A 24020-nucleotide genomic window follows, 5' to 3' on the forward strand; every position below is an offset into this window, starting at 1 on the left:
GCATATGCGGCGGGTGCTGCAATACAGCAAAGAAAAATACTACCCGTCACCCTTTGCACATCTGAAGGGTGTGCACGAAAATGTCTCTCCTATTCAGGACGGATCAGCAACACAAAAAAGGCCGCCTTGCGGCGACCTCTTCTGGCACGTCCCTGTACGACCATCCGTTATTTGTACAGTTCTGCGGTCATGTGAACACGGTTATTGGTGTTCGCTTCGGTGATTTTGTACTGTGCACCCTGCTGTGCGGCCTGTGCTGCAATTTTCGCTTCTGCACCGTCCAGGGTTGAAGAGGTAACAGAGATGCTCTGCGCGAAGCTGGTTGCTGACATCAGGGAAAGAGCGGCTACAGCGGCGATTGACAGTGCTTTGATAGTTTTCATGGTCTTAATCCTTAATTTGTTTGGAAGGCTGTGTGCCTTCGATGAAAGTAATAATAACCATAGTTATCGTTTCGTGATTGATAATTAGTGCGATAACTGTGATCGTGCTAATTATTACCTTATTTAGTCAGTTCAGCTGACAGGTAAGCACCGTTGTCCACGCGTGCGCCGGTGATTTTGTATGACGCACCTGCCTGTTTGGCCTGCGCCGCAATTTTGGCTTCTGCGCCATCCAGGGTAGAAGCGGAAGCAGTGATGCTCTGCGCAAAGCTACCGAAAGAAACCAGTGACAGGGCGGCAACTGCAACGAAAGTTTTGATAGATTTCATGGTCATTTCCTCAGAAGTTTGTTTAATCGGTGAGGCATTGTGCCTCGATGTGAGAGAGAATAGAACTGTCGGCGGGGGAGTAAAAACTGAGGGATTTGCTGAAAGAATTCAAAAAAATTGAATAAAGTTTAATCAGTAAATTGGAACGCTATGATCAGCGATCTTTTTGCTGGCTAACATCAAATGAGGTTTCCCGACAGGCGAAAAGATGACGCTATTGGGTCCTGGATGATTTATCCAGGTTTACCATCAATAACTAACAGAAATTCACAGTCAGTATCAGCCGGATGTAAAAATGTCGGCCCTCAATGCGAAACATCAGGATAACCGGCATTACGCCGGTTTTCTTTTAAAGGCTGCGTTGATTATCCCTGGCTGAAAGCTGTTCAGCGACCTCCTTTCTCTCGCTGTAGCGGTGGCTAAGACAAGTGGCCCTACAACTAAAGTTTGATATACAAGTGCCGATAGCATTTTTTTATTCTGACGTGCATGTCCTGACTACGGATAAGCACCTCGCTTCATCAGTAAGGAAACTGCCATGACGACGGCTCAAACCCTACCCGAAAGTCTTTACCAGCAGCTACTACAACATGTCAGCACCTTGCTCAAAAGCATTGCACAAGATAGTGAAGACCCAACGCTGGCCAATGCGCAAAGCCAGGCTCGCGAGAATCTAAACGCCATCAACACAGCAATCACTGATGCAATCAATGAACTACGTCGCAATGCAGAACATAAGACCTTCACCATCGCTTTCTACGGCGAAACCAATGCAGGGAAATCCACCCTGATCGAAACCTTGCGTATTTTACTCCAGGAACGTAGCAAACAGGCGCAGCGCGAACAGTTCTCGGCATTGCAGCAGGCATCAGGACTGAGTGAGGAAGCGTTGCTGGCACTGGAGGCAGAGATTCGAACACTTGGCGACCAACACGATCAGGTACTGAGTGATATCACCCTGGCAACCACTCGCCATGACGAACGCCAACAATATCAACAGTTGCAAGAGACTGAATTGGCTGATCGGGTCGGGAAAATCAAGGCCCGGGCGAATTTTTTGCAGCGCCTGCTCAACTTACTTCGCAAACTGCCCGAAGAGCTAGCGTTGTTACAGCTGCAAGCCAGTTCAGCAGCATTGTCCAGCCAACGCGAAGCTGAACTCGCTCCATTGTATCAATTGAGTGAGACGATTCAGGGCCAACTGACAGCCGTGAACCACCGCCATGTCACAACGTTGAACGACCTGCACCAGTTATCGGCTTATGAAGACGGCAGCATCATTGGTGACGGGCGTGCGGATTTCACCCGGCAAACCCAGGCATATGAATTCGAAATGAACGGGCAAGCTTTCAAACTGCTCGACGTACCGGGTATTGAGGGCGAAGAAAGTAAGGTCAGCGAACAAATCAACAATGCAGTTAAACGCGCCCATGCAGTGTTCTATGTCACCGCCAAGGCTGCACCACCGCAAACCGGAGATGCCGGCCGGAAGGGCACGCTGGAAAAAATCAAAGCACAGCTCGGGGATCAGACAGAAGTCTGGACGCTTTACAACAAACGCATCACCAATCCCCTGGCGTTGCAAAAGTCAGCTTTAGTCAGTACTGATGAGCAGACCAGCCTGGGTGATCTGGACCGCACCATGACCGAACATTTGGGGCAGCACTATCAGCGCAGCTTTGTCCTCAGTGCTTTACCCGCTTTTTACGCCGCTGCGATTTGCCTGGTACCGCGTTCACCAGCAGCCACCAGCCGTCAGAAGTTCCTCGCGGCACAGGCACCCGACGTGCTGCTGGAGAAAACCGGCGTCAAACAATTCTGTCAGTTTCTGACCCAGGACATGGTCACCAACGTCAGAGAGAAAATTCGCCGTTCCAATCTGAATAAGGTGCAGCAGGTTTTCCATCACGTTTGCTCACGAGTCAAAGCGCTACAGACTGAAAACTTCGCGCCGTTGGCAGCGAAACTGGACGAAGAAGCGCAAAGTGCCAGGCATCAGCTTGCCATAGCATTCAAAGCCCTTAATTCGCGCCTGGCTAACGCTGGGGAGCAGTCGATTGGTATTTTCGAAGAGGCCGTGCGCACACGCATTTATGACCGCATCCGCGATGACATCAGCAATGATCAGTTCAAAGCGACGCTCGAACAATTGCTGGAGCAAGAAAGTGCAACATTACAACGTGAACTTCCTGTTGCGCTCGACAAGCAGATAAAACTCTTTCAGGGGAACGTCAGTGACATCATCAAACGCTTCGAAGCCCATGCAGCCGAGCTATTAGACGGCTACGCAAAGGTGGGTAAAACCCGACTAGCCAGCGAGTTTGATCTGAAAATTGATATCGACAATGGCATTAGCGTATGGGGGATCCTGGGAAGCCTGGCAGGGGTGGCAGCAATGATCTGGAATCCAGTGACCTGGCCCCTGATGGTGCTGGGAGCGGCAGGTATCTTAATCAACCTCGCGAAAGCAGTCTGGAGTTTCTTCGACTCTGACTACAAGAAAAGTCAGCAACGCAAATCCGCTGATGAAAACCTCGAAAAAGCCTGCGATACGCTTCGTGAAGGCTTTTCCAATACCCTGAAGCAAGCACTCCTGCCGCTGCAAAAGGTCATCGACCAGCTCGACCACGCGCTTGAACAACCTGCCGTGCAAGCCCGACATATTAATCAAACACTTGATGTCGCCCATCTCGGCCTGAAGAAAATGGCTCGCGACCTAACTGCCTGAGGAAACAGACAATGAAATCTACCCTTGACCTCTTTCTGAGCCAGAATAGCAAGGCCGTTGCATTACTTGGCAAGTTGCGTACCTTTCTTGAGCAAGGCATTTCGCTTGGCGTGAACATCGACCCTTCCCTGTTCAGTAAACTTGAACATGTGGGTGAGCATCTCGCCGACGGGAAACTCAAGATTGCCCTTATCGGTGGCTTTTCTGAAGGTAAAACCTCCATCGCCGCCGCCTGGATGGAACGTCTGGACAAGGCGAGTATGCATATCAGCCAGCAGGAATCCTCCAATGAAGTGAAGGTATACGAAGTCGCTGACAACTTCGTACTGATCGATACACCGGGGTTGTTCGGCTTCAAGGAGCAATTCAACGCGGATTTGCAGGCGATGGAGAAGTACAAAGACATTACCCGCAAATATGTCAGCGAAGCCCATCTGGTGTTGTACGTGATGAACTCAACCAACCCGATCAAAGACAGCCACAAGGACGATCTTAACTGGTTATTCCGCACCCTTGACCTGCTACCACGCACCGTCTTCGTCCTTAGCCGCTTCGACGAAGTGGCAGATGTCGAAGACGAAGCCAGTTACGCGCAAAACCTACAGGTCAAGCGTAACAATGTTGCAAGCCGCTTGCATGAAACCATTGGTGCCAGCGAAGCCGAGCTGGCAGCACTCAGTATCGTGGCTGTTGCGGCCAACCCGTTCGATATGGGTACCGACTATTGGCTTGAGCATCTTGACCAGTTTAAGGTGCTGTCGCACATTGACTCGTTGCAGCAGGCAACCGCTCTTAAGATCCAGACCAGCGGCGGTCCTGAGGCAATGGCTGAACAGGCACGTAAAAGCGTCATTCTTGATGTGCTGCATAAGGAATTGCCATTGGCCGTAGAAAACGACCAACGCCTTGGAGCTGAAGTCGAGCGATTAACGGTAATGAACCGCCACCTCACCCGCCAACTTGATGAAGCTAACCTGCAAATCCAGGAAGCACGCATCGGCTTACGTGATTTTATCGCCCGTTACTTTTCCGGCATGATCCTGCGTACTCAAGGTCTTACCCTGGAGACATTCGCTGAGTTCTTTGAACGCGAAATTGGCAAGGATGGTGTCATGGTGACCACTCGCTTGCAGAACGAGTTCGATCGCCAACTTAACGGCGTTAGCCAGGAGTTGAACCGGATGCGTTTGAGTTTCGATGCAGAGATTGCCCATTACAACAGCACCGTGGTGAATTTCGGTAAACAAGGCGTCAGCTACGTTATCAAAGGTAACTTCATCAATAATGGTAGCGTGCTGGCGGCACGCGACGGCATTGTCACTGCGGCGAAAACGTTGGGGCTGGATTTAACCAAAGCACTTAAATTTAAGCCGTGGGGAGCTGTTAATCTGGCGAAAAATATTAATGGCGTGCTGGCGGTGGCAGGATTGGCTCTGGAGGCCTATGACTCCTGGAAACACCACGAGCGCAAAGAAGCTGTTAACGAAGCAGTGAAAGATATGATTACAAACTTCAATGCGCAGCGCGAAGAGCTGCTGGCGATGGTTAATAGCGATATCTTCCAGGCAAACTTCTTCCCTGACTATGCCGCGTTAAAAGTGAATGCCAATGATGTTAACGATGCTATCAATACCCAAACGCAACTACGCTCGCAGTTCCAGGCGTGGCGTGAAAGCGGTGAATTGATTGAAGGGGAATTCACGCGTCTGGAAGGATGACCACTGGTGTAGCGGTGCCCAGATGGCAAATCAACAAACAGCCAATGGGCACTACTAATAATGAGTTTTTGAGTAAATGAGTGTATGAGTTTCATTACAAGATCATACAGTCGTTAAGGTAATACCTTGCTCCAGGTTTGGGTATGGCGCCGCTCGCCAAGCTCACTCCCGGTTTCAATCAGCCTGCGGGCATTCGGTGATAGCTGTCCACTGCGCCAGAGATAATGAATTTCGGTATACCCTACCTCACCGAGCGAATGGCTGCGTACATGCTGATGTCCTGGCAAGGTTTGTAATACGGAACGCAACACCCAGGCCGCCCCCATCCCTGCTGTCACGCAAGCCAGCATCGTATGGTATGACTCAATTTCCGTCACCGGCAGATGGCTGATGCGCGCTTCTGCCAGCCATCGATCCATGCGGAAGCGAAACGAGCAATCATGGCGAAATCCATAGAGTTCGGCACACTGGAGATCCGATGGCTTTCTGACCGCAGGATGATTGAGTTCCGTGATCAGCAACATTTCGTCGACAAAGGCCAGTCGGCTTTCAAGGGCCTTTGACTGTACCGGGCCATCAGTCAGGGCAATGTCGAGTGTCCCATCTGCCACATGTTGCACCAAAACCTCCGAGGCTTCGTGCCGGATGTCGAGGCCAATACCGCTGTATCGTTTACGGAAGGTGCCAATCAATGCCGGCATAAAATCGACCAGAACCACATCCAGCGCGCCAATCACCAGTTTTCCTCCCAGATCCTCTTCTCGCATCAACAGACGGGTGCTGTCGGTGAGGTCCAGAATACGTTGCGCGTGGTCCAGCAGTAGCCGCCCGTTCTGCGAGAGGGACATCCCCTGGCGGTCGCGCAGAAAGAGTTCGCAGCCTAAATCCTGTTCAAGCTGCTGGATGCGTACCGTGATGCCTGAAGGAACGCGGTTTAACACCCGAGCCGCGCCTGAAATCGATCCGGTCTGCGCTACCGCACAAAAGGCCCTGAGTTGAGAAAGGTGCATTCGGCATTCTCATTTAATGAATGATGGGTTCTATTAATTTCATTTTTCAGAATGCTGGTCAAATCCTATATTGCTTCACAGATAACCATTATCCCGGCGGATGAAGCCCGGAAAACAGGAGAAAATTATGGATTTAGGCCTGAAGAATGCCAGAGTCATGCTAAGTGGTGGCACACGCGGTATTGGTCGAGCCATTGCCGAAGCATTTTTGTCAGAAGGGGCAAGCGTCGCTTTCTGTGCGAGAAAGGGCGAAGAAATTGACGCGGCTCAGGCCGCAATGGGCAACCGGGCATTCGGTTATAAAGTTGACGTGACAGAATCAGATCAGGTACGCGCCTGGGCTGAGGATGCTGCCAAAAAAATGGGTGGTATCGACATCGTTATTCCCAACGTCAGCGCACTGGCCGGGGGTTCCGACCCGGAAACATGGCGTCTGGCTTTCGAGACCGACCTACTCGGTTCTGTGAGCATGGTAAACGCTGCGTTGCCCTGGCTCCGCCAGTCACAATCAGGTTCAGTGGTTCTTATTTCAAGCGTATCAGGTCGAGAAGTGGATATGTTTGCCGAGCCTTATGGGGTGTTAAAGAGCGCGTTGATTCACTATGGTAAAACCCTGTCGGCAAAACTGGCGCCCGAGAAAATTCGCGTAAATACTGTGTCCCCGGGCAACGTTTACTTCGTGGATGGGGTTTGGGGAAAAATCGAGCGCGAAACGCCCGATCTCTTTGCCGAATGTCTGGCAATGAACCCAATGGGACGAATGGCTCGTCCGGATGAAGTGGCTAAAGCCGTGCTTTTTCTTGCCAGCTCCGCTGCCAGCTTCACGACGGGCACCAATCTCACTGTCGACGGTGGACTGACAAAAGGTGTTCAGTTCTGAGTAATTTACCGCATTAAAGGGAGGCTTTGTGCGCACTCGTCCATCATCCCGGTTGATCGTTCGTTCTCCGGCAAATCAGGTTCTGCTGTTTAAATTTTGCCATAAAGATGATGCGTTAAATGGCAGGACATACTGGGCAACACCGGGGGGCGGGCTGGAGCCGAATGAATCCTTTGAGCAGGCCGCTTTACGCGAATTGCGGGAGGAAACCGGGTTGCAAAGGCATTCAGTTGGCATGTCGGTCGCATCCCGGACCTTCACCATGATGCTACCAAATGGGGAAACCGTTTATGCTGACGAACGTTTCTTTATCATTCACGCGGATAAAACAGATATCGATTGCTCAAGGTGGAGTAAGAATGAAAAGGAAGTTATGCGGGATCACCACTGGTGGACGTTAGAAGAACTCAGACATACTAACGAAACGATCTTCCCACATGATTTGATCATCGACATAGTTGCAGACAACCTGGACAAGCTCCGTTCCGTTTAGTCCTCAGCGTTCAAGTGCAGTAAGGATTGATGCTTCCATTTTCTCCGGCGTGGTGAACGGTGCAAAACGCTTGAGTGGTTTACCGTCACGTCCAATCAGGAACTTAGTGAAGTTCCATTTAATCCGCCCCCCCAGCACGCCAGGTAATTCATTTTTCAGATAACGAAACACCGGGTGTGCTGCGGTTCCGTTGACCTCAACTTTCGCGAACATCGGGAAGTTCACACCGTAGTTAATGTGACATGTCTGCGCGATTTCCTCGGCGCCGCCAGGTTCCTGTTTACCGAACTGGTTGCAGGGGAAACCAAGCACCACGAAACCCTGGACGGCGTATTTCTTGTAGAGCGCTTCAAGGCCGCCGTATTGTGGCGTGAATCCACAATGGCTGGCGGTGTTAACGACCAGAACCACTTGACCAGCGTAGTCGGCCATAGAGATAAGCTGGCCGGAAAGACGGGTGGCGGTAAGTTGATAAAAGGTAGTCATCTCGGAATCCTCAAAGCATAACCCGTTCGGCCACGTAGCGCGTTGTTGCCGGGGCACAGGTCATGGGTCGTGGAGAAGCATGCCTGTTACTGATTGCGTGGCAGGTCTGGAATCTTGTGCAAAGATATCTTTGCAAAGTCGAACCAAAAGAACAACTAACAGGCGGCCCATCAGAGGGCTGTCATGAGCGAAAAGCGCACATTCGCAATTTATCGATAAAAGATGCAGGCTTGTAAAACGGTTGCGCATTTATCGTGTAGAAATAAAGCAGGCTTTTTATATAGTTGGATGATGAACTTTGAAAACTCAGCAGGTAATCGCATGATATTAAGTGTTAATCACGTTGGTTTTTCAGTTAAAAACATTGAAGACTCATTATTATTCTGGACTCAGATTCTTGGAGGTAAATTATTACGCGAAGGAAAAATGTCTGGACCAATAATCGATGAGGTAACAGGTGCAAGGGGAGCTGATGTACGAATGGCTTTGCTTGAACTGGCTGATATTCAAATTGAATTACTACAATACAATAACATTGAGCAGCCAGAAGCACCTTCAGCGCCCTATATCCCAGGCTACGCTCACCTTGCTTTTATAGTTGAGGATCTTGATACGCTCTTAGGCAAAGTATCGGACTACGGCTGGAAGACGCCCGGTAAACCTCAGACAGTGTTGTCAGGACCCATGCAGGGAACCCGAGTAATATATTTACAAAGCCCTGATGGTCAGACGCTTGAATTGATGGAACGCAGTCAATGAGGCCCACAGATTATGACCTGTTATTCTCTAATTAAAACAGTGATGTCTGCAAAGTCCGCTCCTGGCACAGAGAGGAGAGTCTCTGTTATCGAGCAGCCAGCATCTCATTTACCAAAGATGAGCCTTCAGCAGTGGGATTAGGTTCTGCGATACTTGCAGAAGCCGACGTGGCTCCAGAATACAAAATGTGGCGCCAGAGTGTTTTAATTTGTTAAACGGATCTGTTTATAAGTGGATAAATAATGAGCAGTGGTACCGATAGCAATCCACAAAACAGATATACAAAAATAAAAAAATTCCAGCTGGGGCCATTTATAGTGAAGAAATAACTCCACGTTTCTTTTTTCATTATCATCAGCCCCAATTTATTTGTGACAAATAAAGAATATGGGTACGTTACTGCACTTATAGATAAATAGATGGCAACATATGGAATATAGGGTATATATGCAGGGAAAATCAATCCATCATGTAGGTCTTTCAGAATACTGTAAACAAAATAGCCAAAACCAATCAAACCCCAAAAGCAGTGTCTAAAATAATATTTCCCGGTCATTTTATGTGGTTATTTTATGATGCTTCGAGAAATTTTATTTGAAATTGGTAATAATGGCAAGAACGTGTTCATCCACATTCTCCGAGGTAACATGTTAAGATGGGTCTCGCTTGTTCTCCCCATCACGGGGATTTTTCCATTTGTTTGAGGAGAAAATATGCACACTGTAGGCATATTCTGTGGCTCTTCTGAAGGCTGTACACCCGCTTACATGGAGGCTGCTCGTCATGTTGGTAGATGGTTAGCTGAACAGAGTATAAATATCGTTTATGGGGGTGGACGTGTTGGTTTAATGGGTGCCGTAGCCGACTCAGCTCTCGCATATGGTGGTCATGTAACGGGTGTTATTCCAAAGTCCCTGCTGGAACGTGAAATTGCCCACACCGGGTTGTCTGAGCTACAGGTGGTGGATGACATGCATCAGAGAAAATCTGTGATGGCAGAATTATCATCCTGTTTTATCGCCTTACCGGGTGGCGCAGGAACTGCTGAGGAGATATTTGAACAGTGGACCTGGGCACAATTAGGCATACATGATAAACCCTGTGCGTTTCTGAACGTTAATCACTTTTACAACCCGCTTAAAGTGATGGTAAATCAGATGGTGAGTGAAGGTTTTATGAAACAGGATTATGCCGATATGCTTCTGTTTTCTGAAAATTTGCACGACATTATCGAGTATTTCAAAACCTATACGCCACCTGCTTCAAAGTGGACAACCCGGAGGGAAAATTGAGCCAGGAGAAGACGCTCATTCCGCATTGATTCGGGAATTCAGGGAAGAGCTTAATCTTGAACTATCACAAGAGGAGCTTACCCTGCCTGGCGAATTCACAGATGCACCGCTAACGTTAAACAAAAATGTCCCACACGTATGGCCATCGGCACCCCAGGCAATCTGTTGCACGGTTTGTTGAGAATCGGACAAGGTCGCGGGCTGTTGAGTTTTGTGAACACACGGTAAGGAAACGCTGTGACGATATTTGTACCGCTGATTTATCTTTTTGCCGGCTGGCTGGTCGGTAAAACAGCCTGGGATTTAAAAGCAGCTGCCTCATGGGTATTAACCCGCGTAGCTATTCCGGTTGTCATCATCTTCAATATATCCACGCGTTTTGGCAGTATGAGTACGATAATCATCGCGACAGCCATCTGCATGCTGATTATGCTGATGGCTTCCCGGTATTTCTTTCGTGATCCCATCAAAAGCCTGTGCTTCAGTTACCTGAATATCGGATGGCTGGGATTGCCTGTGGCGACGGCCCTCTTTGGCGATCAAGCCGCAACCATTGTTATCGCCGCCTATGTCGGCAGCTCAATCGTAGGTAATTCCGTCGGGGCTGGTATGCTCTCCGGCCACCATTTCAGACTGTTGAAATTAGTTCAGACTCCGCCTGTGCTGGCACTGATTGTCGGGGCCGCGCTCATTCCGTTCAGCCAGCAGATATCGCTGTGGTTTAACGAACTGTATGAAGTCGCAAAATTTCTGATGAGCTTTCTTGGTATGGCGGTGCTTGGCGTTTGGCTGTCAAAAACTGAGCTGACGCTTAAGGATCTCCGGCATGAGGTTCGCCCATATCTGATTAAATCAGCAGCGATGTTGATGATGATTTCACTGATGATAGGGCTTGCCAGAATTGTCGATTTCAGACTGATAACGGAAAATACGCCAACACTTTATCTCTTTTGTCTTCTGCCTCCGGCAGCAAATATCATCGTTCTTGAAACGCATTATCTGGGGACAGGCCGATCGGCCAGGATTATTACCTGTGGAACCTGCATCAGTATTCTTGCGATGAGCCTCTTTGCAGCAGCTATCACGATCGGCAAAACGATGGGCATCGTTTTCTGACGTTGTCAGCACTTAACAAACCGAGAATTATACAGCCCCCGGTGCTAATGCACCGGCAATACAGCAAACTCTGCACTGTTATGAAGGTGATTTTTCATCATCTTCCGTGTCTGCCTGTTCTCAGAAGTCTCAATAAAGCACCTTCATAAACCGACGAGGAAGACGTGACCAGAACAGAAGATCCGGGATTAAGGGCGTCAGAGAGTGCCGCAAGTTGTAGCATCGGCCCCCGGACATTAGCATTTATCATGTGATTAAATGATTCAGCGGTAACCAATTCCGGGGAACCTACTTCGGCGAATCCTGCGTTAAGCCACAACCCATCAAGAGTACCCCAGTGCTTAATCGCCACCTGTAATTCACTGATATCTGATTCGCTGGCAGCATCACTTTTGAGGATGAACGATGTTTCAGGCAGCAGATCACGAGCGCGTTGCAGTCGTTCTATTTAACCCCGTAATAGCGACCTGACCACCTTCAGTAACGAGAGGACAGACCCGGGTTTTATGACAGCTTCCAGATAACAAGCTCATGCGCTGTTAAATTCAGGGAATTTCCTAACCAAGGCATTCATGCATACAGTCAATGAAAGTTTTCATCGCTGGGCTGACAGTTCGGCCTGCATGGTGAGCACACAGCGCGGTAATTGACAGTGGGGAGGACGAGAATGGAAGCTCTTTAAGTTCACCTGATTCCAGTTCACGCAATACGCTGAACCGTGGCAGAAATGAAATGCCGAGATTGCTGGCAACGCATTTTTTGATGCTCTCAATACTCCAGAGCTCAATCGTATTATCTAGCGTTATCTTTCTTTCCCGGAGAGTGGATTCGAATATTTGCCTGAAAATACATTGAGGCTCATTGATAATGAAACTCACCGGGATATGCTGATCACTTTTCGTGAAATCAAAGCCCTGGAACAATGGGGAGGCAACCAGCACCACTTCCTGTTGCCCAAAGTATTCCATATGTAACGCATCATCATGACCAACGCGGTAAAAAACGCCCAGGTCTGTATTGTCGTTAAGCAACGAGTCTCTTATCACATAGCAGTTAACAGATTGCAGGGACAGACGAACTTTGGGCGCTTTTAACCTGAACAATTTCAGTACTTCGGGCATTTTGTACGCAAGTAATGTTTCCCCGACCATCACCCGCAAGTCACCGGCAATATCTTCTTCAGTGGATGAAATCTGGCGTATCCCCTCCAGTACACGCGTCAGCTCCCGAACTCTTGGTAAGAGTAATTTTCCGGCGGGCGTAAGAGCCATTCGACGGCCTACTTTTTCAAAAACCGGATATGAAAGTTCCTGCTCAAGCTGTTGGATCTGGAAGGTGACGGTTGACTGAGTACAACACAGCTTACGGGCGGCTTGAGCAAAAGAACCTTCTTCAACAACCGTCTTAAAGGTAATGAAACGGCGCAGATCCATAAAGTTACCCCTAAGATTAAAACATCGAAATATTGAAAATATGACATCTAAAACATTCGCTTTTTTGAATGTTTTGGCGTCGCTAATATGCTCCGGAAACAAGGAGAATACAAGTGACACCAACAATCATCAGTGGTTTTTTGACCTATACATTAATCACCGCGCTAACACCCGGCCCTAACAATATCCTGGCTCTCAGCTCAGTAAATCAGCATGGTTTTCGGCGCAGTCTGCGCACAATGGCAGGTATGAGTGCTGGATTTCTGGTGCTTATGCTGGCTTGCGGTGTATTTACCTACACGCTGATCAATGTGCTGCCTTCAACCACTCGCTGGCTGGTGTGGATTGGCGCTGCTTACATTCTCTGGCTTGCATGGCGGATTGCGCACAGCTCACCTGCCACGGCTGATAACACTGGCAGTCCTCTCAGTTTTTGGGTGAGCTTCTGGCTTCAGTTTGCCAACGTAAAAATTATTCTTTACGGCATAACGGCATTGTCTGCATTCGTTTTGCCTTACACCCAGGATGTTATCTGGGTAACTGCCGTCAGCATTCTCCTCGCCATCATCGGTTGCCTGGGAAATCTTGTCTGGGCGCTGGCTGGTCATATGTTCCAGTCACTGTTTCGCAGACATGGTCGATTGGTTAATCGGATACTGGCGCTGTTACTCATTTATTGCGCTGTGAGGATGTTTTTCTGACGAGTCAGGATGCGGTTAAATTTTTTTGCCATTGCCCACACTCAGGTGGGCAATTTCCGCAGCCTGTCAGCTCATACCTTATGCACATCCTCCCACTTCAGATCGAAGCGCAGCAGATACTTACGCAAACGATCCGCATCGTTGGGTTGTTTTTTTTGTTGTCGTGATACGGCAAACAGCCTGCGTCCGGCATCCGACAAAGATGCCGAAGTGCGACAAACATCAATCACCGCCTCAAGCTGCTTTTGGTCGAAAATATCGATTTCCTGATTGAGCGGAAACTCCGTGGTTCCGCCCTGCTCTGTCTGCCATGCCCCCAACAGCCGGGTAATCTCTTCATCCACCAACGCAAGATTAATGCGCCCGTTCTCAGCCAGCGTCGCCATGCGCGCAACACTGGCCCCCAGCTCACGAAAATTCCCTCTCCAGCTGGCCTTGGCGGAATAAGCGAAATGCAGATAACGCTCACGCGCTTCCTTATCAAAGCGCACCTGTTGTTGATGCTGACGCCCGTAACGGTGCAGTTCATATTCAACGTTAGGTTCAATATCTTCGCGCCGTTCCGCCAGTCCGGGTAAGCGGAACGTCCACATGTTGATACGTGCGTATAAGTCCTCCCTGAAACGTCCCTCACTCACCCAGCGCGGCATATCCCTGTGCGTACCCGCAATGAGCTGAAAATCACTGCTGACTTCACGGTCGGCACCGAAAGGAAAGAAACTTTTCTCTTCGATGGCACGCAGCAGCATGGCCTGCTCATCCAGTCCCAGTTCAGCTATCTCATCCAGAAAAAGAATGCCGCCATCGGCTTCGCGGAGTAACCCACTGCGAGCAGTCAGCGCACCGGTAAAGGCCCCTTTAACATGGCCAAACAACGTCGACATGGCATTATCACCACGAAGTGTGGCGCAGTTAACCGCCACAAACTTTCCTTTTACCTGATGGCGTGACTGGCGCAGTTGATAAATTCGCTCGGCAAGAAACGACTTACCGGCACCGGTGGGGCCAGTCAGCAGCATGGGGGCATCCGAACGCTGCGCAACACGTTCAATTTGCTCAATCAATGCGTTAAAGGTGGGGTTGCGTGTTTCAATGCCAGATTTGAGGAAAGATACCGAATTTGCCTGCTCGCGCTGGAAGCGACTGGTTAAGGTAGCGTAGCGGCTGAGATCCAGATCGATAATCGAATAGATCCCCTTTGGTGTGGTTTCATCCTGCGGCCCCGGCCCGGTCTGAAGAAGAGTGGCGGGCAGATAACGGGCTTCTGTCAGCAAAAACCAGCAGATCTGCGCGACGTGCGTCCCCGTAGTGATGTGCACCAGATACTCTTCATTTTCTGTATCGAAAGGATAACGGCTGACGAAATCCAGAAATGCGCTGTAGACCTCTTCGAAGTCCCAGGGATCATTCAAACTGACGGCGTGAGGAACTACCTGCGTCTGGGGTGATATCTGCGCGATATCCTCCGCAAGCTGATCGGCCATGCCGCGATTGCGCGGTTGATGAAGCAGCTCAAACCGATCAATCGGCAAATCTTCATGCTGGCACAGCGCAACGCTGGGACGCCATTTCGTCCAGCGATTCTGACGCTTACCCCGTCTGTCCAGCTGAGTCCCCAAAACACCAATCACCACCCTGCGCTTCATTTCTTATCCTGTAAGATAAATTCTATTTTTAAATATAAATAATTACAGACCTTCTGACTATCCCTCGTGTCGAGGGTTTATTTTTTAATGTTATTTATCAGATGGTTATTAGTTTTTTATCGATATACTTTGTTTTGGCACGCCGTTCGCAATAACAAAACGACGCAAACAAAAAAGAGAACAAGCATGAAACCTCAATTTGACATTATTCACCCCGCCGCAGGCGCACCGATAAAAATGTGGACGCAGGGCGTACCTGTCGAGCCAGAAGCGAAAATGCAACTGCTGAAAACGGCCAGCATGCCATTTATTTTTAAACATATGGCGGTAATGCCCGATGTACATCTGGGTAAGGGTTCGACGATTGGTAGCGTCATTCCGACACGCGGCGCCATCATTCCGGCGGCAGTAGGCGTGGATATTGGCTGCGGCATGATCGCCGTACGCACATCGCTGATGGCGGGCGATTTGCCGGATAACCTGCAAGGACTGCGCAATGCCATTGAACAGGCCGTGCCGCATGGTCGGGTCACCGGGCGGGGTAAGCGTGATAAAGGTGCCTGGCAGGATACTCCCGATGACGTAAACGCCCATTGGGCGCATCTTGCACCGCGTTTCAGAAAGCTCACGGACAAGTATCCACAGCTCCTGAAAACCAATAACCACCAGCACCTGGGGACGCTGGGGACGGGTAATCACTTCATCGAGATCTGTCTTGACCAGAGTGAACGCGTATGGGTGATGCTGCACAGTGGTTCGCGTGGTGTGGGGAATGCCATCGGCACGCTGTTTATCAAACTGGCTCAACAAGATATGCAGCAGCATCTGGCTAATCTCCCGGACCGGGATCTCGCTTACTTCAGCGAAGGCAGCCAGCATTATGACGATTATCTTGCTGGGGTGAGCTGGGCGCAGGATTACGCGCATCACAACCGGGAAGTGATGATGAATCGCGTGTTAGCAGCCTTGGCGGCCTGTATTACCAAGCCATTTGCTACCCATCAGGAAGCCGTCAACTGCCACCACAACTACGTACAACAGGAGCAGCATTTTGGTGAGCAGATTCTGGTGACGCGTAAGGGGGCCGTATCGGCACAGAAGGGACAAATGGGCATCATCCCGGGTTCGATGGGTGCCAAAAGCTTTATCGTGCGCGGACTCGGCAATGAAGAAAGTTTCTGCTCGTGCAGCCACGGTGCGGGCCGCACCATGAGCCGTACCGCAGCCAAAAATCGTTTCACCATTGATGACCATATCCGTGCGACCGCCCATGTGGAATGTCGCAAGGACACTAACGTGATTGATGAAACACCGATGGCCTATAAAGACATAGATGCCGTGATGGCCGCGCAATCGTCGCTGGTGGAAATCGTGCACACGCTGCGCCAGGTCATCTGCGTTAAAGGATAAAGGAGAACACAATGGAGATAAAAACCGGACTGCATGGCGTTGATGAGGCCATGCGTGAACGCGTCCGTGGCGTGCTGAAGGAAATCGAGGCGGAACACGACGTACGTGTGTTGTTTGCCTGCGAGTCTGGCAGTCGGGGCTGGGGATTTGCCTCGCCAGACAGCGATTATGACGTGCGTTTTCTCTATGTACACAAGCCTGAGTGGTATTTGCGGGTGGAAGCCTCGCGTGATGTCATCGAAAAACCCATAGATGACGAGCTGGATGTCTGCGGCTGGGAGTGGCGCAAAGCATTGGGACTGCTGAAACGGGCTAACCCGACGCTTATCGACTGGCTGGACTCACCCGTTGTATATCGGCAGGAAAGCAACGTCATGGCACGCCTTAACACCCTGAGTGGCCGCTTTTTTTCGGCGGATCGAGCCCGCTGGCACTACAAGGCGATGGCAGCCAAAAACTTCCGCCAGTATTTGCAGGAGGAAGAGGTACGACTGAAGAAATATTTTTACGTGCTACGCCCGCTACTGGCTGTGCGTTGGATAGAGGAAAGAAACGGTGCGCCACCGATGCGTTTCGATCAACTGGTGCGTGGAACGGTATCCGACACCCGATTATTGCGCGACATCGAAGAACTGCTGACCATAAAACAGCGTTCAGGCGAGGCACAGTATGGTTCGCGCCGTGAAGTGCTACATGCGTTTATCGAAGCGGAGCTGACTCGCGACGAAATCCTCCTGCCCGCTGCACATGATAAGTCTGCTGATGCGCTGCTGGACCGGTTGTTGTTTGAAACCGTCATGAATGTGGAAAACGAATGATGAAAAGCTGGTTTGATCGTTTATTGGGTAAAAACACGGAAATGACCTTCCCTGTTGTTTGGGACGATCAGCAACCGTCGATCTACGCATGTCTGGCTGAAAGCTATGCGCAGGCCGAACCGCTGCCTGCTGACGCCGGGGTGCTTGCCAACCAGCCGATGAGTGATTCCGATGAGATTTGCTGGGCACCAGGTGCGCTGGAAGGCACCATGATTTATCACTTTGGCGTGGGTAATGACGGCCCGGATGCCTCGGAGATTCTGTCTGCCCTGCATCAGGTGCAGAAAAAGCCTGACACGATGGCCATACAGGCGCTCTATCAACTGATTAATCAGGGCTCGCCCGTGCACTACATTGACGAGCTGCTGAGCGCGATTCCGCAGTCTCAAAACCTGCGGGCAGAAGCGCTCTGTAAGCTGGTGGTCTGGCTCGCCACCGCCAGTCCGGATCGTAATGTGGTGAAGTTTGCTATGGCACTGATGGCGTACTTCCCACAGCAACGCACCGTGGAGATTCTTCAGGTACTGGCTCGTCATGATGAATTCACGCTTTACGCGGTGGTCGCGTTGCGAGCGATGCTGGAACCGGAAGAATATGCACCTGTGTGGTATGGCATGGCGCTGCGCGTCAATGGCTGGGGGCGTATCCATTTGATGGAGCGCATGCCGGAACAGATGAATGATGAACTTCGTCGCTGGTTACTGCGCGAGGGGTTCTCCAACTCCGTGATGAATGAATACACCGCCGTTAACTGCGCAGTACGCGGTGGGCTGCTGGCTGCACTCGAAACAGAACATGACGACGCGTTGCTGATGGGTGCCGCTGAGATGCTTTATGCCATGCTCATGGGAGGTCCGGTTCCGGGTATCTCGGTTTACGATGATGCGCCCCTGAGCTGTCAGCGCTATCTGGAGAAGGTGTTGGCTTGTAAGCCCTCTCACCCACTGCATTTTTTAACTGCCCGGCATATTGGGACATGGGTAGAGAGTGAAACATCGCTCTCCCCTGCCACTGCACAACACCTGGCTGAAAAGAGTAAGCAGGTCCAGGCGATGTCGCTGTGGGACGACCTTATCCCTCAGATCCTCGCCAGCGGTGAAGGTTATGTCTATTACCTGGCGATTCAGGTCAGCCGGGAGCGCAAACAGGATCCATGGCCTTCCCTCTTTGAACGCCAGTGTAAGGATTCAGCAGAAGATAACTGGTATCAACTGATGCAGACCGAGGATGCTGCTCAGGCACAGCAGGTGTGTACCCTGGCACAGGCTCAGTTTGACCTGCCAGCGATCGCCTCGGGTCCTGCTCTCAGCAGCGGTGTGGGTCCAAACTGGAAGATGCATTCTAAACTTGACGCTGTCGTCCAGGAGTTGAAGCGCTTCCCGTCAATGGGATGGCCTTTACTGGAGGCCGCACTACAAAGCCCGGTGATCAGAAACCGTCAGATGGCGCTTAACGCTCTGGAAGCATGGCCAGCGCCAGTACTGTCGGATCATCGTGATTACCTGACGGAATGCGCAGAACGGGAACCGCATGAAGAGGTACAAGCTAGGCTGTGGGCTCTTTTAGCGGTAGATTAAGGCTCAGAACTCGCTCAGATCGTAACCAGACACCGTGGCGCAATGTTCAAAAGTCGTAAACCATTCCTCCAGCGATGCGCCTGCCTCGCACAGTATACCGGCAAAATCTGCTGGAGGAATCAGCCAGATCCCGGTGCTGCCGATGTGCAGAAAGCGATCGAATGACTGATCATCAGAAACATAGCCAGCCCGAATAACGTTGGCACCCATGTGATCACGCCCAATGCAAAGCGCACTGATAAGCGCAAATTGATCCTCAAGCGGCCACAAGCTCAGAAATGCCTGTGCGTCATGGATGCGTCTGAAAGGGATCAGGGGCCTGGCAGCAAGTATCAGCTGCTGAATATCTGTCATACATAAACCTCAGTGACGTCAAGGCCCTGGGGGGACCACTGACTCGGCGGGGGCGGATTATGCCGTAGAAGCACCAAGAGTGGAAACACAAATCGTGAGGTTTGACTCACTGTCTTCATGTTAGCTCATCCTCTCTGTGAAAAAGATGAACATTTCATTGAACGCCAGCAAGCATTTCTTCGGTGATTCAGAATTATGCGTGGCTCCGATTAGCGGCTAATTGCCTGTTTTAACTCATCCGCCGTCATCGTTTGTAAAAACAAATCACTCCCAGGCTGAAACAGCGTGGCTTTGCTCAAATCGCCCACCACTACAGGGGCAAAACCAGCAGCTTTGGTTAATTGTATCACGGTATCCAGTGCCTTCCTGTCATCCCCTGCCAGAGGCACGGCCAGAGCGTCGCCTGAACGATGTGCATTGGATGCGAGACTGGATGCGGCGATTGAATTAAATCCGCGGACAACGCGTGCCTGTGGAAACAGACGGGCACTGTAGACACCACTCCCAACCTGTAATGCCTGGGTGGCAACATCACCGTCTCTTTGCGGATAGGGGTTGGCAACGTCCAGCACCACTTTGTCCTTCAGCGCTTCCGCCAGGTTTTTTCCCAGAGCGGGCAGCACACCGTAAGGGACTGCCATCACAACCACCTCCCCGAATTCAGCGGCCTGCTGGGGTGTACCCGCCTTTGCCAGCGGCCCGAGAGAGGCGATTAAAGGCTGCAATTCCTGCGGATGCCGGGAAGAAAAAAAGACCGGGTAGCCCGCCTTAACCCACAACCGCCCAAGCGTCCCACCCATCGATCCGGCACCGATAATGCCGATACGTGGCAGAGTTTCTGCCATCACGCTGGCGCTGGCACACAAAATAAAACAGCAAGACAGGCAAAATGCTTTCGCGATGTTCAACATGGTTTTCTCCTGTTACCCAATGCATTTTTGTGACTTAAGTCACAAAGAGTAGCTGAGAAAGACAGGATTGGTGTGGATGAGCAACTTCCCAACGGCGACTACACTTCTGATAAAAAACCCTTCAAGGAGATAAGACCGACTATGCGAACTCCTGATTATCCTTCCAGCGACGCGGCAAAATGGTCACAAGTCGATACCTGGTTGGCTGAAAAGCTTGTTTCTGAGCAACCAGACCTGAAACATACCCTCGCGAATAACGCAAATCATGGATTACCCGCTATTGATGTATCCGCCTTGCAGGGCAAGATGCTGGCGCTTCTGGTCAAAATGACTCGTGCTGTTCGCGTTCTTGAAATTGGTACACTTGGCGGCTACAGCACGATTTGGATGGCGAAAGCGTTACCGCATAACGGGATCGTGACGACCATTGAGTTTAATCCGCATCATGCCGACGTTGCGCGCCAAAACATCGCTAATGCCGGGCTGACAGCACGCGTCGAGCTTCTTACCGGAGCGGCCCTTGATGTATTACCTGGGCTTAGCCCGCCCTTTGACCTTATTTTTATCGATGCGGATAAAGTGAATAACCCTCGTTATCTCGCATGGGCAATAAAACTGTCGCGGCAAGGAACGGTTATCGTCGGGGATAATGTGGTACGCGGCGGAGGGGTGATTGATCCCGAGAATCATGACCCGAACGTGCAAGGATTGAGAGACTTTATACAGATGATCGCAGAAGACGACCGACTGGAAGCAACGGCAATTCAGACTGTCGGTGAGAAAGGATGGGATGGCTTTGTCATGGCGCTGGTTAATACTTAATAACGTTTCATCTCAGTAGCATCCCGCTTCCTGGAGTTCAGTATCATGATGTATTACGTTATGATCCAACACGATACTGAATATCCTGGTAGGCGGGAGGGCACTTGAGAAGCGACACACGATTATCGCGAGTTTTACACGTACTGGTTCATCTGGCCTGTGATTCAGGAATCTACACCTCCCAACAACTGGCTGAGATGCTGGACACCAATGCCGCGCTGGTACGCAGAACGATGGCAGGTTTACGTGAAGCCGGTTATGTCCGCTCCGAAAAAGGACACAATGGTGGCTGGTCATTAAGTTGTGACCCTACTCAGGTGACTTTGCGGGATATCTACAAAGCGGTGGGAATAACCCATCTCTACAACCTTGGCATCAACAGAGATAATCCTCACTGCCTGATAGAAAATACGGTTAATGATGAATTAGATGTTGCGTTAAAACAGGCTGAGTCATTGTTAATGGAACGTTTAAGCGAAATCACCCTCAGTCATTTGTGTAATAAGTTCAAAGAAAACAATACATAAGCCATTTAACTGTTCACAGATCCTGTCACAGCCATTTAGCCATAAATGCTTTAATTTTTATGACCACAGAATCGTCGTGTTGATCTTGCACAAAAGAGATCGTATCTTTTGTTGTTACATGAGTTAGACAAATCACAGGAGCCTCTGTGCAACAGGTTATTGTATTACCCGCGATCCAGTCATTGTGGACATGTATCGTCCTCAGCTTCGCTGCCGCCAGCATCTCTTTTACCATCACCCAGACAGAACTCTTTGTGCCGGTGCGAAACCTGGCCAATAAAATTGGTCATATGACCGGCTATTTGTTTCATTGTTTTTATTGTATGAGCCACTGGGTCGTACTGGCTGGCGTGATCATTTATCGTCCGGTCATTATCCGTAGCGGTAATATTTTTATCGATCTTATTATTAGTACTTTTTTCACCATCACACTGACAACTTTTACTAATGGCCTGATGTTTCGCTGCTTTATTAATGCAATGGCAAAGAAGATGAAAGAAAAAGAACTTAAGGAAACAATGAGCAACAACAAATAGCAAACCCTGGTGGGTTATGTTCATCCAGTGTGAATCTAACCCGCCATCTAATTAACCTTCCCTGCCATCGCCTCTCATCATTTTCTCTAATCGCTGATGAAACATTTTAATAATGGTCGAGAGAGTCATTTCAGGCCTGCAAAACGGTTCCTACGTGGGCCTTGATCGATTGAGTACATATCCACTGATGTGAGAGTGCCCTCATGGGCCCCTTCTGACTTTCCGGGCTGCTCACCGCACAACTTACCTATCCCAATCCCACAATATCCTCTTAAATGTATACAGTCTAACTGTATATATTTAAGGAGCACCGATGTCAGAACAGAACAAAATCGTCGTACAACGCTTCAATCAACAGGTGATTGTCGAAGGAAATCGCCAGAGTTTTGACGAGTTGGTGGCTGAGAATTTCATTAACCGTTCTGCTCCCTCTGGCGCAGCTAATGATCGCGAAAGCCTTTGGCGCACCTTTGAGTTGATACTTCGGCCAGCGCTGGCTGACTTGCAGGTCAACATTGAAGATCAAATTGCGGAACGTGACTGGGTAACGACACGGAAAACCCTGACGGGCGTGCACCAGGGGGAGCTATTGGGTGTTCCGGCTACAGGCCAAAACGTGACTATCACCGTGATTGACATGGTGCGTATTGAAGAGGGCAAATACGTTGAGCATTGGGGATTGAATACATTAATACAGGTAGTGAGCCAACTCAGGCAGATTTAAAGCAACTTATGCAGAGCAGCCAGCCCTTTTTGCAGGTCGGCACGCCCGGCCTCATCGAGCTTGTTGGCGATCTGTGCAGCTATCCACTCGGTACGTTGCCTGCGAGCAGATGCCAGCAACAGGCATGCACTTTCACTCAAGACAATCAGCTGCGCACGCGCATCCTGCGGGCTTCTTTGCCGCTCGATCAAACCTTGCTGTTCCAGTTCATTGATCACCAACCGCATGCTTTGATGTTTTACACCACGCAGACGCGCCAGGTCTGCAATGGAAAGTTCCTTATGCGTATTGAGCAACTCCAGCGTTTCATGCTGCGAAGTGCGAACAGTAGCCGTTGCCACGCGTACATGGCGCACGAAAGCGCTGACAACGTGGCGTAATTCATCAGCCAGCATTTGAGTTTCGTTTGACAAAGTGACGGTTCCTGCAACATGAAAGCACCACAGTATACAAGATACCGTCAGACGGAGCGCCAGCTGCTTAAGAAATTCATCAGCAGTTGATTCACTTTTTCAGGCTGCTCCTCCTGGGGCAAATGCCCACACTGTTCAATGGCGATGGCCTGCACGTCATCGGCCATTTCAGACCAGACACTTGCCATGTCGAACAGTTTTCCGACCGCATGAAAATCCGCTCCCCACAATGACATCACCGGGCAGGCAATTTTGATCTCTGCGTCTTCGAGGTCTTGCGCAATATCCTGTGCGTTGGCCCGATAATCCGCCATAGCTCCCCGGACCGCACCAGACGCCTGATAAGACTTCACATAGGTATCAAACGCTTCTCCACTGATGGTAGAGGGATCATAAGTCCAGTCGGAGAAGAAGTGACGCAACCAGATGTGTTCACGACCGGCGATAAGCGCCTCCGGGAGATCAGGAACCAGGTGGAACAGGAAGAACCAGTACGCTTTGGCAATCGAAGCATTCAGATCACGCGCAACAATGCGAGTTGGAACGTTATCCATCACTACCAGGCGATCAACAAGCTCCGGGTAATCCTTAGCAAAACGGGTCGCCACGCGCGCACCACGGTCATGACCAACCAGAGCAACTTTATGGATGTCGAGTTCTCGCATCAACTCGCGAATATCAAGCGCCATGTTGCGCTTATCGTAGCCAGATGCTGGTTTATCCGTCTCACCGTAACCGCGAAGATCAGGTGCAATCACGCGAAACTGTTTAGATAAGACCGGAATTTGATGCCGCCACGCATAGTTTGTTTCCGGGAATCCATGCAGCAGAATAACAGGTGCTCCCTCCCCTTCCTCAACAACAAATTGCCGAATACCATTGGCCTGAACTGTATAGCTTTTCATAACTCACCCTTTTGGTTGAACACATTGATATTTAAGCGCTGACTACTCT

General features: G+C 50.1%; 26 protein-coding genes and 1 pseudogene. 16 read left to right on the top strand and 11 right to left on the bottom strand.

The annotated features are described in order from the left end of the window. Positions 1-167: 167 nt before the first annotated feature. Positions 168-383, bottom strand: a complete 216-nt coding sequence (locus AC6I8N_RS25560; RefSeq protein WP_497831417.1) for a YdgH/BhsA/McbA-like domain containing protein — start codon at positions 381-383, stop codon at positions 168-170. Between the two features lie 119 nt (positions 384-502). Next, positions 503-712: a YdgH/BhsA/McbA-like domain containing protein gene (locus AC6I8N_RS25565; protein WP_013508023.1), complete on the bottom strand. Its 210-nt coding sequence runs from the start codon at positions 710-712 to the stop codon at positions 503-505. Between the two features lie 538 nt (positions 713-1250). Between AC6I8N_RS25565 and AC6I8N_RS25570 the strand changes: the two genes are divergently transcribed. Next, on the top strand, positions 1251-3440 hold the full coding sequence (locus AC6I8N_RS25570; RefSeq protein WP_497831418.1) for a hypothetical protein: 2190 nt from the start codon (positions 1251-1253) through the stop codon (positions 3438-3440). An 11-nt stretch (positions 3441-3451) separates the two neighbouring features. Then, positions 3452-5158: a LeoA/HP0731 family dynamin-like GTPase gene (locus AC6I8N_RS25575; RefSeq protein ID WP_497831419.1), complete on the top strand. Its 1707-nt coding sequence runs from the start codon at positions 3452-3454 to the stop codon at positions 5156-5158. Positions 5159-5271: 113 nt separating this feature from the next. Here AC6I8N_RS25575 and AC6I8N_RS25580 read toward each other — a convergent pair whose 3' ends face one another. Beyond that, the gene (locus AC6I8N_RS25580) at positions 5272-6168 is read right to left on the bottom strand and encodes a LysR family transcriptional regulator (protein ID WP_497831420.1); all 897 of its coding nucleotides are present in this window, start codon (positions 6166-6168) and stop codon (positions 5272-5274) included. A gap of 127 nt (positions 6169-6295) precedes the next feature. On the opposite strand from AC6I8N_RS25580, the gene AC6I8N_RS25585 reads away from it, so the two are divergent. Together AC6I8N_RS25585 and AC6I8N_RS25590 are read left to right on the top strand one after the other, a co-directional pair. Continuing rightward, a complete protein-coding gene (locus AC6I8N_RS25585; protein WP_497831421.1) occupies positions 6296-7048 on the top strand; it encodes an SDR family NAD(P)-dependent oxidoreductase in 753 nt (250 codons plus the stop codon). A 28-nt stretch (positions 7049-7076) separates the two neighbouring features. Continuing rightward, on the top strand, positions 7077-7541 hold the full coding sequence (locus AC6I8N_RS25590; RefSeq protein ID WP_497831422.1) for an NUDIX hydrolase: 465 nt from the start codon (positions 7077-7079) through the stop codon (positions 7539-7541). A 3-nt stretch (positions 7542-7544) separates the two neighbouring features. On the opposite strand, the gene AC6I8N_RS25595 is transcribed toward AC6I8N_RS25590, so the two are convergent. Beyond that, entirely contained in the window at positions 7545-8027 is a 483-nt protein-coding gene (locus AC6I8N_RS25595) for a glutathione peroxidase (RefSeq protein WP_497831423.1), read from the bottom strand. 321 nt (positions 8028-8348) lie between these two features. Between AC6I8N_RS25595 and AC6I8N_RS25600 the strand changes: the two genes are divergently transcribed. The 4 genes from AC6I8N_RS25600 (at position 8349) to AC6I8N_RS25615 (ending at position 11194) form a co-directional block, all read left to right on the top strand. Further along, a complete protein-coding gene (locus tag AC6I8N_RS25600; RefSeq protein WP_208727070.1) occupies positions 8349-8786 on the top strand; it encodes a VOC family protein in 438 nt (145 codons plus the stop codon). Between the two features lie 713 nt (positions 8787-9499). Beyond that, positions 9500-10078, top strand: a complete 579-nt coding sequence (locus tag AC6I8N_RS25605) for an LOG family protein (RefSeq protein WP_497831424.1) — start codon at positions 9500-9502, stop codon at positions 10076-10078. Then, on the top strand, positions 9975-10259 hold the full coding sequence (locus tag AC6I8N_RS25610; RefSeq protein ID WP_497831425.1) for an NUDIX domain-containing protein: 285 nt from the start codon (positions 9975-9977) through the stop codon (positions 10257-10259). The genes AC6I8N_RS25605 and AC6I8N_RS25610 overlap by 104 nt, the downstream gene beginning before the upstream one ends. Before the next feature lie 56 nt (positions 10260-10315). After that, positions 10316-11194 (top strand): AEC family transporter, encoded by an 879-nt coding sequence (locus tag AC6I8N_RS25615; protein WP_497831426.1) that lies wholly within the window; start codon positions 10316-10318, stop codon positions 11192-11194. A 103-nt stretch (positions 11195-11297) separates the two neighbouring features. Here AC6I8N_RS25615 and AC6I8N_RS25620 read toward each other — a convergent pair. Together AC6I8N_RS25620 and AC6I8N_RS25625 are read right to left on the bottom strand one after the other, a co-directional pair. After that, positions 11298-11727, bottom strand: a pseudogene (locus AC6I8N_RS25620) (SDR family oxidoreductase); the annotation flags it as partial. A gap of 24 nt (positions 11728-11751) precedes the next feature. After that, entirely contained in the window at positions 11752-12627 is an 876-nt protein-coding gene (locus AC6I8N_RS25625; RefSeq protein WP_497831427.1) for a LysR family transcriptional regulator, read from the bottom strand. A gap of 113 nt (positions 12628-12740) precedes the next feature. Here AC6I8N_RS25625 and eamB point away from each other — a divergent pair, with 113 nt between their 5' ends. Further along, on the top strand, positions 12741-13328 hold the full coding sequence (gene eamB, locus AC6I8N_RS25630; RefSeq protein ID WP_497831428.1) for a cysteine/O-acetylserine transporter: 588 nt from the start codon (positions 12741-12743) through the stop codon (positions 13326-13328). A 71-nt stretch (positions 13329-13399) separates the two neighbouring features. On the opposite strand, the gene rtcR is transcribed toward eamB, so the two are convergent. After that, positions 13400-14974 carry an RNA repair transcriptional activator RtcR gene (gene rtcR / locus AC6I8N_RS25635; RefSeq protein ID WP_497831429.1) on the bottom strand — a complete coding sequence of 525 codons (1575 nt, stop codon included), beginning with the start codon at positions 14972-14974 and terminating at the stop codon, positions 13400-13402. A gap of 186 nt (positions 14975-15160) precedes the next feature. On the opposite strand from rtcR, the gene AC6I8N_RS25640 reads away from it, so the two are divergent. From AC6I8N_RS25640 to AC6I8N_RS25650, 3 genes are read left to right on the top strand one after another with little or no spacing between them, the layout of a single operon-like run. Continuing rightward, positions 15161-16384, top strand: a complete 1224-nt coding sequence (locus AC6I8N_RS25640; RefSeq protein WP_497831430.1) for an RtcB family protein — start codon at positions 15161-15163, stop codon at positions 16382-16384. An 11-nt stretch (positions 16385-16395) separates the two neighbouring features. Beyond that, positions 16396-17202: a nucleotidyltransferase domain-containing protein gene (locus AC6I8N_RS25645; RefSeq protein WP_021186228.1), complete on the top strand. Its 807-nt coding sequence runs from the start codon at positions 16396-16398 to the stop codon at positions 17200-17202. Further along, the gene (locus AC6I8N_RS25650; RefSeq protein ID WP_497831431.1) at positions 17199-18779 is read left to right on the top strand and encodes a hypothetical protein; all 1581 of its coding nucleotides are present in this window, start codon (positions 17199-17201) and stop codon (positions 18777-18779) included. Before AC6I8N_RS25645 ends, AC6I8N_RS25650 begins: the two co-directional genes overlap by 4 nt. Before the next feature lie 3 nt (positions 18780-18782). On the opposite strand, the gene AC6I8N_RS25655 is transcribed toward AC6I8N_RS25650, so the two are convergent. Both AC6I8N_RS25655 and AC6I8N_RS25660 read right to left on the bottom strand, forming a co-directional pair. Continuing rightward, positions 18783-19133, bottom strand: a complete 351-nt coding sequence (locus AC6I8N_RS25655) for a hypothetical protein (RefSeq protein WP_497831432.1) — start codon at positions 19131-19133, stop codon at positions 18783-18785. 209 nt (positions 19134-19342) lie between these two features. Further along, positions 19343-20044 carry an NADPH-dependent F420 reductase gene (locus AC6I8N_RS25660; protein ID WP_497831433.1) on the bottom strand — a complete coding sequence of 234 codons (702 nt, stop codon included), beginning with the start codon at positions 20042-20044 and terminating at the stop codon, positions 19343-19345. Between the two features lie 141 nt (positions 20045-20185). Here AC6I8N_RS25660 and AC6I8N_RS25665 point away from each other — a divergent pair, with 141 nt between their 5' ends. From AC6I8N_RS25665 to AC6I8N_RS25680, 4 genes are all read left to right on the top strand, one after another. After that, positions 20186-20866, top strand: a complete 681-nt coding sequence (locus AC6I8N_RS25665) for an O-methyltransferase (RefSeq protein ID WP_497831548.1) — start codon at positions 20186-20188, stop codon at positions 20864-20866. Between the two features lie 104 nt (positions 20867-20970). Next, positions 20971-21393, top strand: a complete 423-nt coding sequence (locus AC6I8N_RS25670; protein WP_021186236.1) for an Rrf2 family transcriptional regulator — start codon at positions 20971-20973, stop codon at positions 21391-21393. A gap of 146 nt (positions 21394-21539) precedes the next feature. Then, positions 21540-21929, top strand: a complete 390-nt coding sequence (locus AC6I8N_RS25675) for a DUF1360 domain-containing protein (RefSeq protein ID WP_497831434.1) — start codon at positions 21540-21542, stop codon at positions 21927-21929. Between the two features lie 313 nt (positions 21930-22242). Further along, positions 22243-22653, top strand: a complete 411-nt coding sequence (locus AC6I8N_RS25680; protein WP_497831435.1) for an ester cyclase — start codon at positions 22243-22245, stop codon at positions 22651-22653. Here AC6I8N_RS25680 and AC6I8N_RS25685 read toward each other — a convergent pair. Together AC6I8N_RS25685 and AC6I8N_RS25690 are read right to left on the bottom strand one after the other, a co-directional pair. Continuing rightward, the gene (locus tag AC6I8N_RS25685) at positions 22650-23066 is read right to left on the bottom strand and encodes a MarR family winged helix-turn-helix transcriptional regulator (protein ID WP_036627887.1); all 417 of its coding nucleotides are present in this window, start codon (positions 23064-23066) and stop codon (positions 22650-22652) included. The genes AC6I8N_RS25680 and AC6I8N_RS25685 overlap by 4 nt on opposite strands. Before the next feature lie 47 nt (positions 23067-23113). Next, positions 23114-23971, bottom strand: a complete 858-nt coding sequence (locus tag AC6I8N_RS25690; RefSeq protein ID WP_497831436.1) for an alpha/beta fold hydrolase — start codon at positions 23969-23971, stop codon at positions 23114-23116. Positions 23972-24020 lie beyond the last annotated feature (49 nt).

Source organism: Pantoea sp. X-Soil-TKNS-1279, from assembly GCF_059730565.1.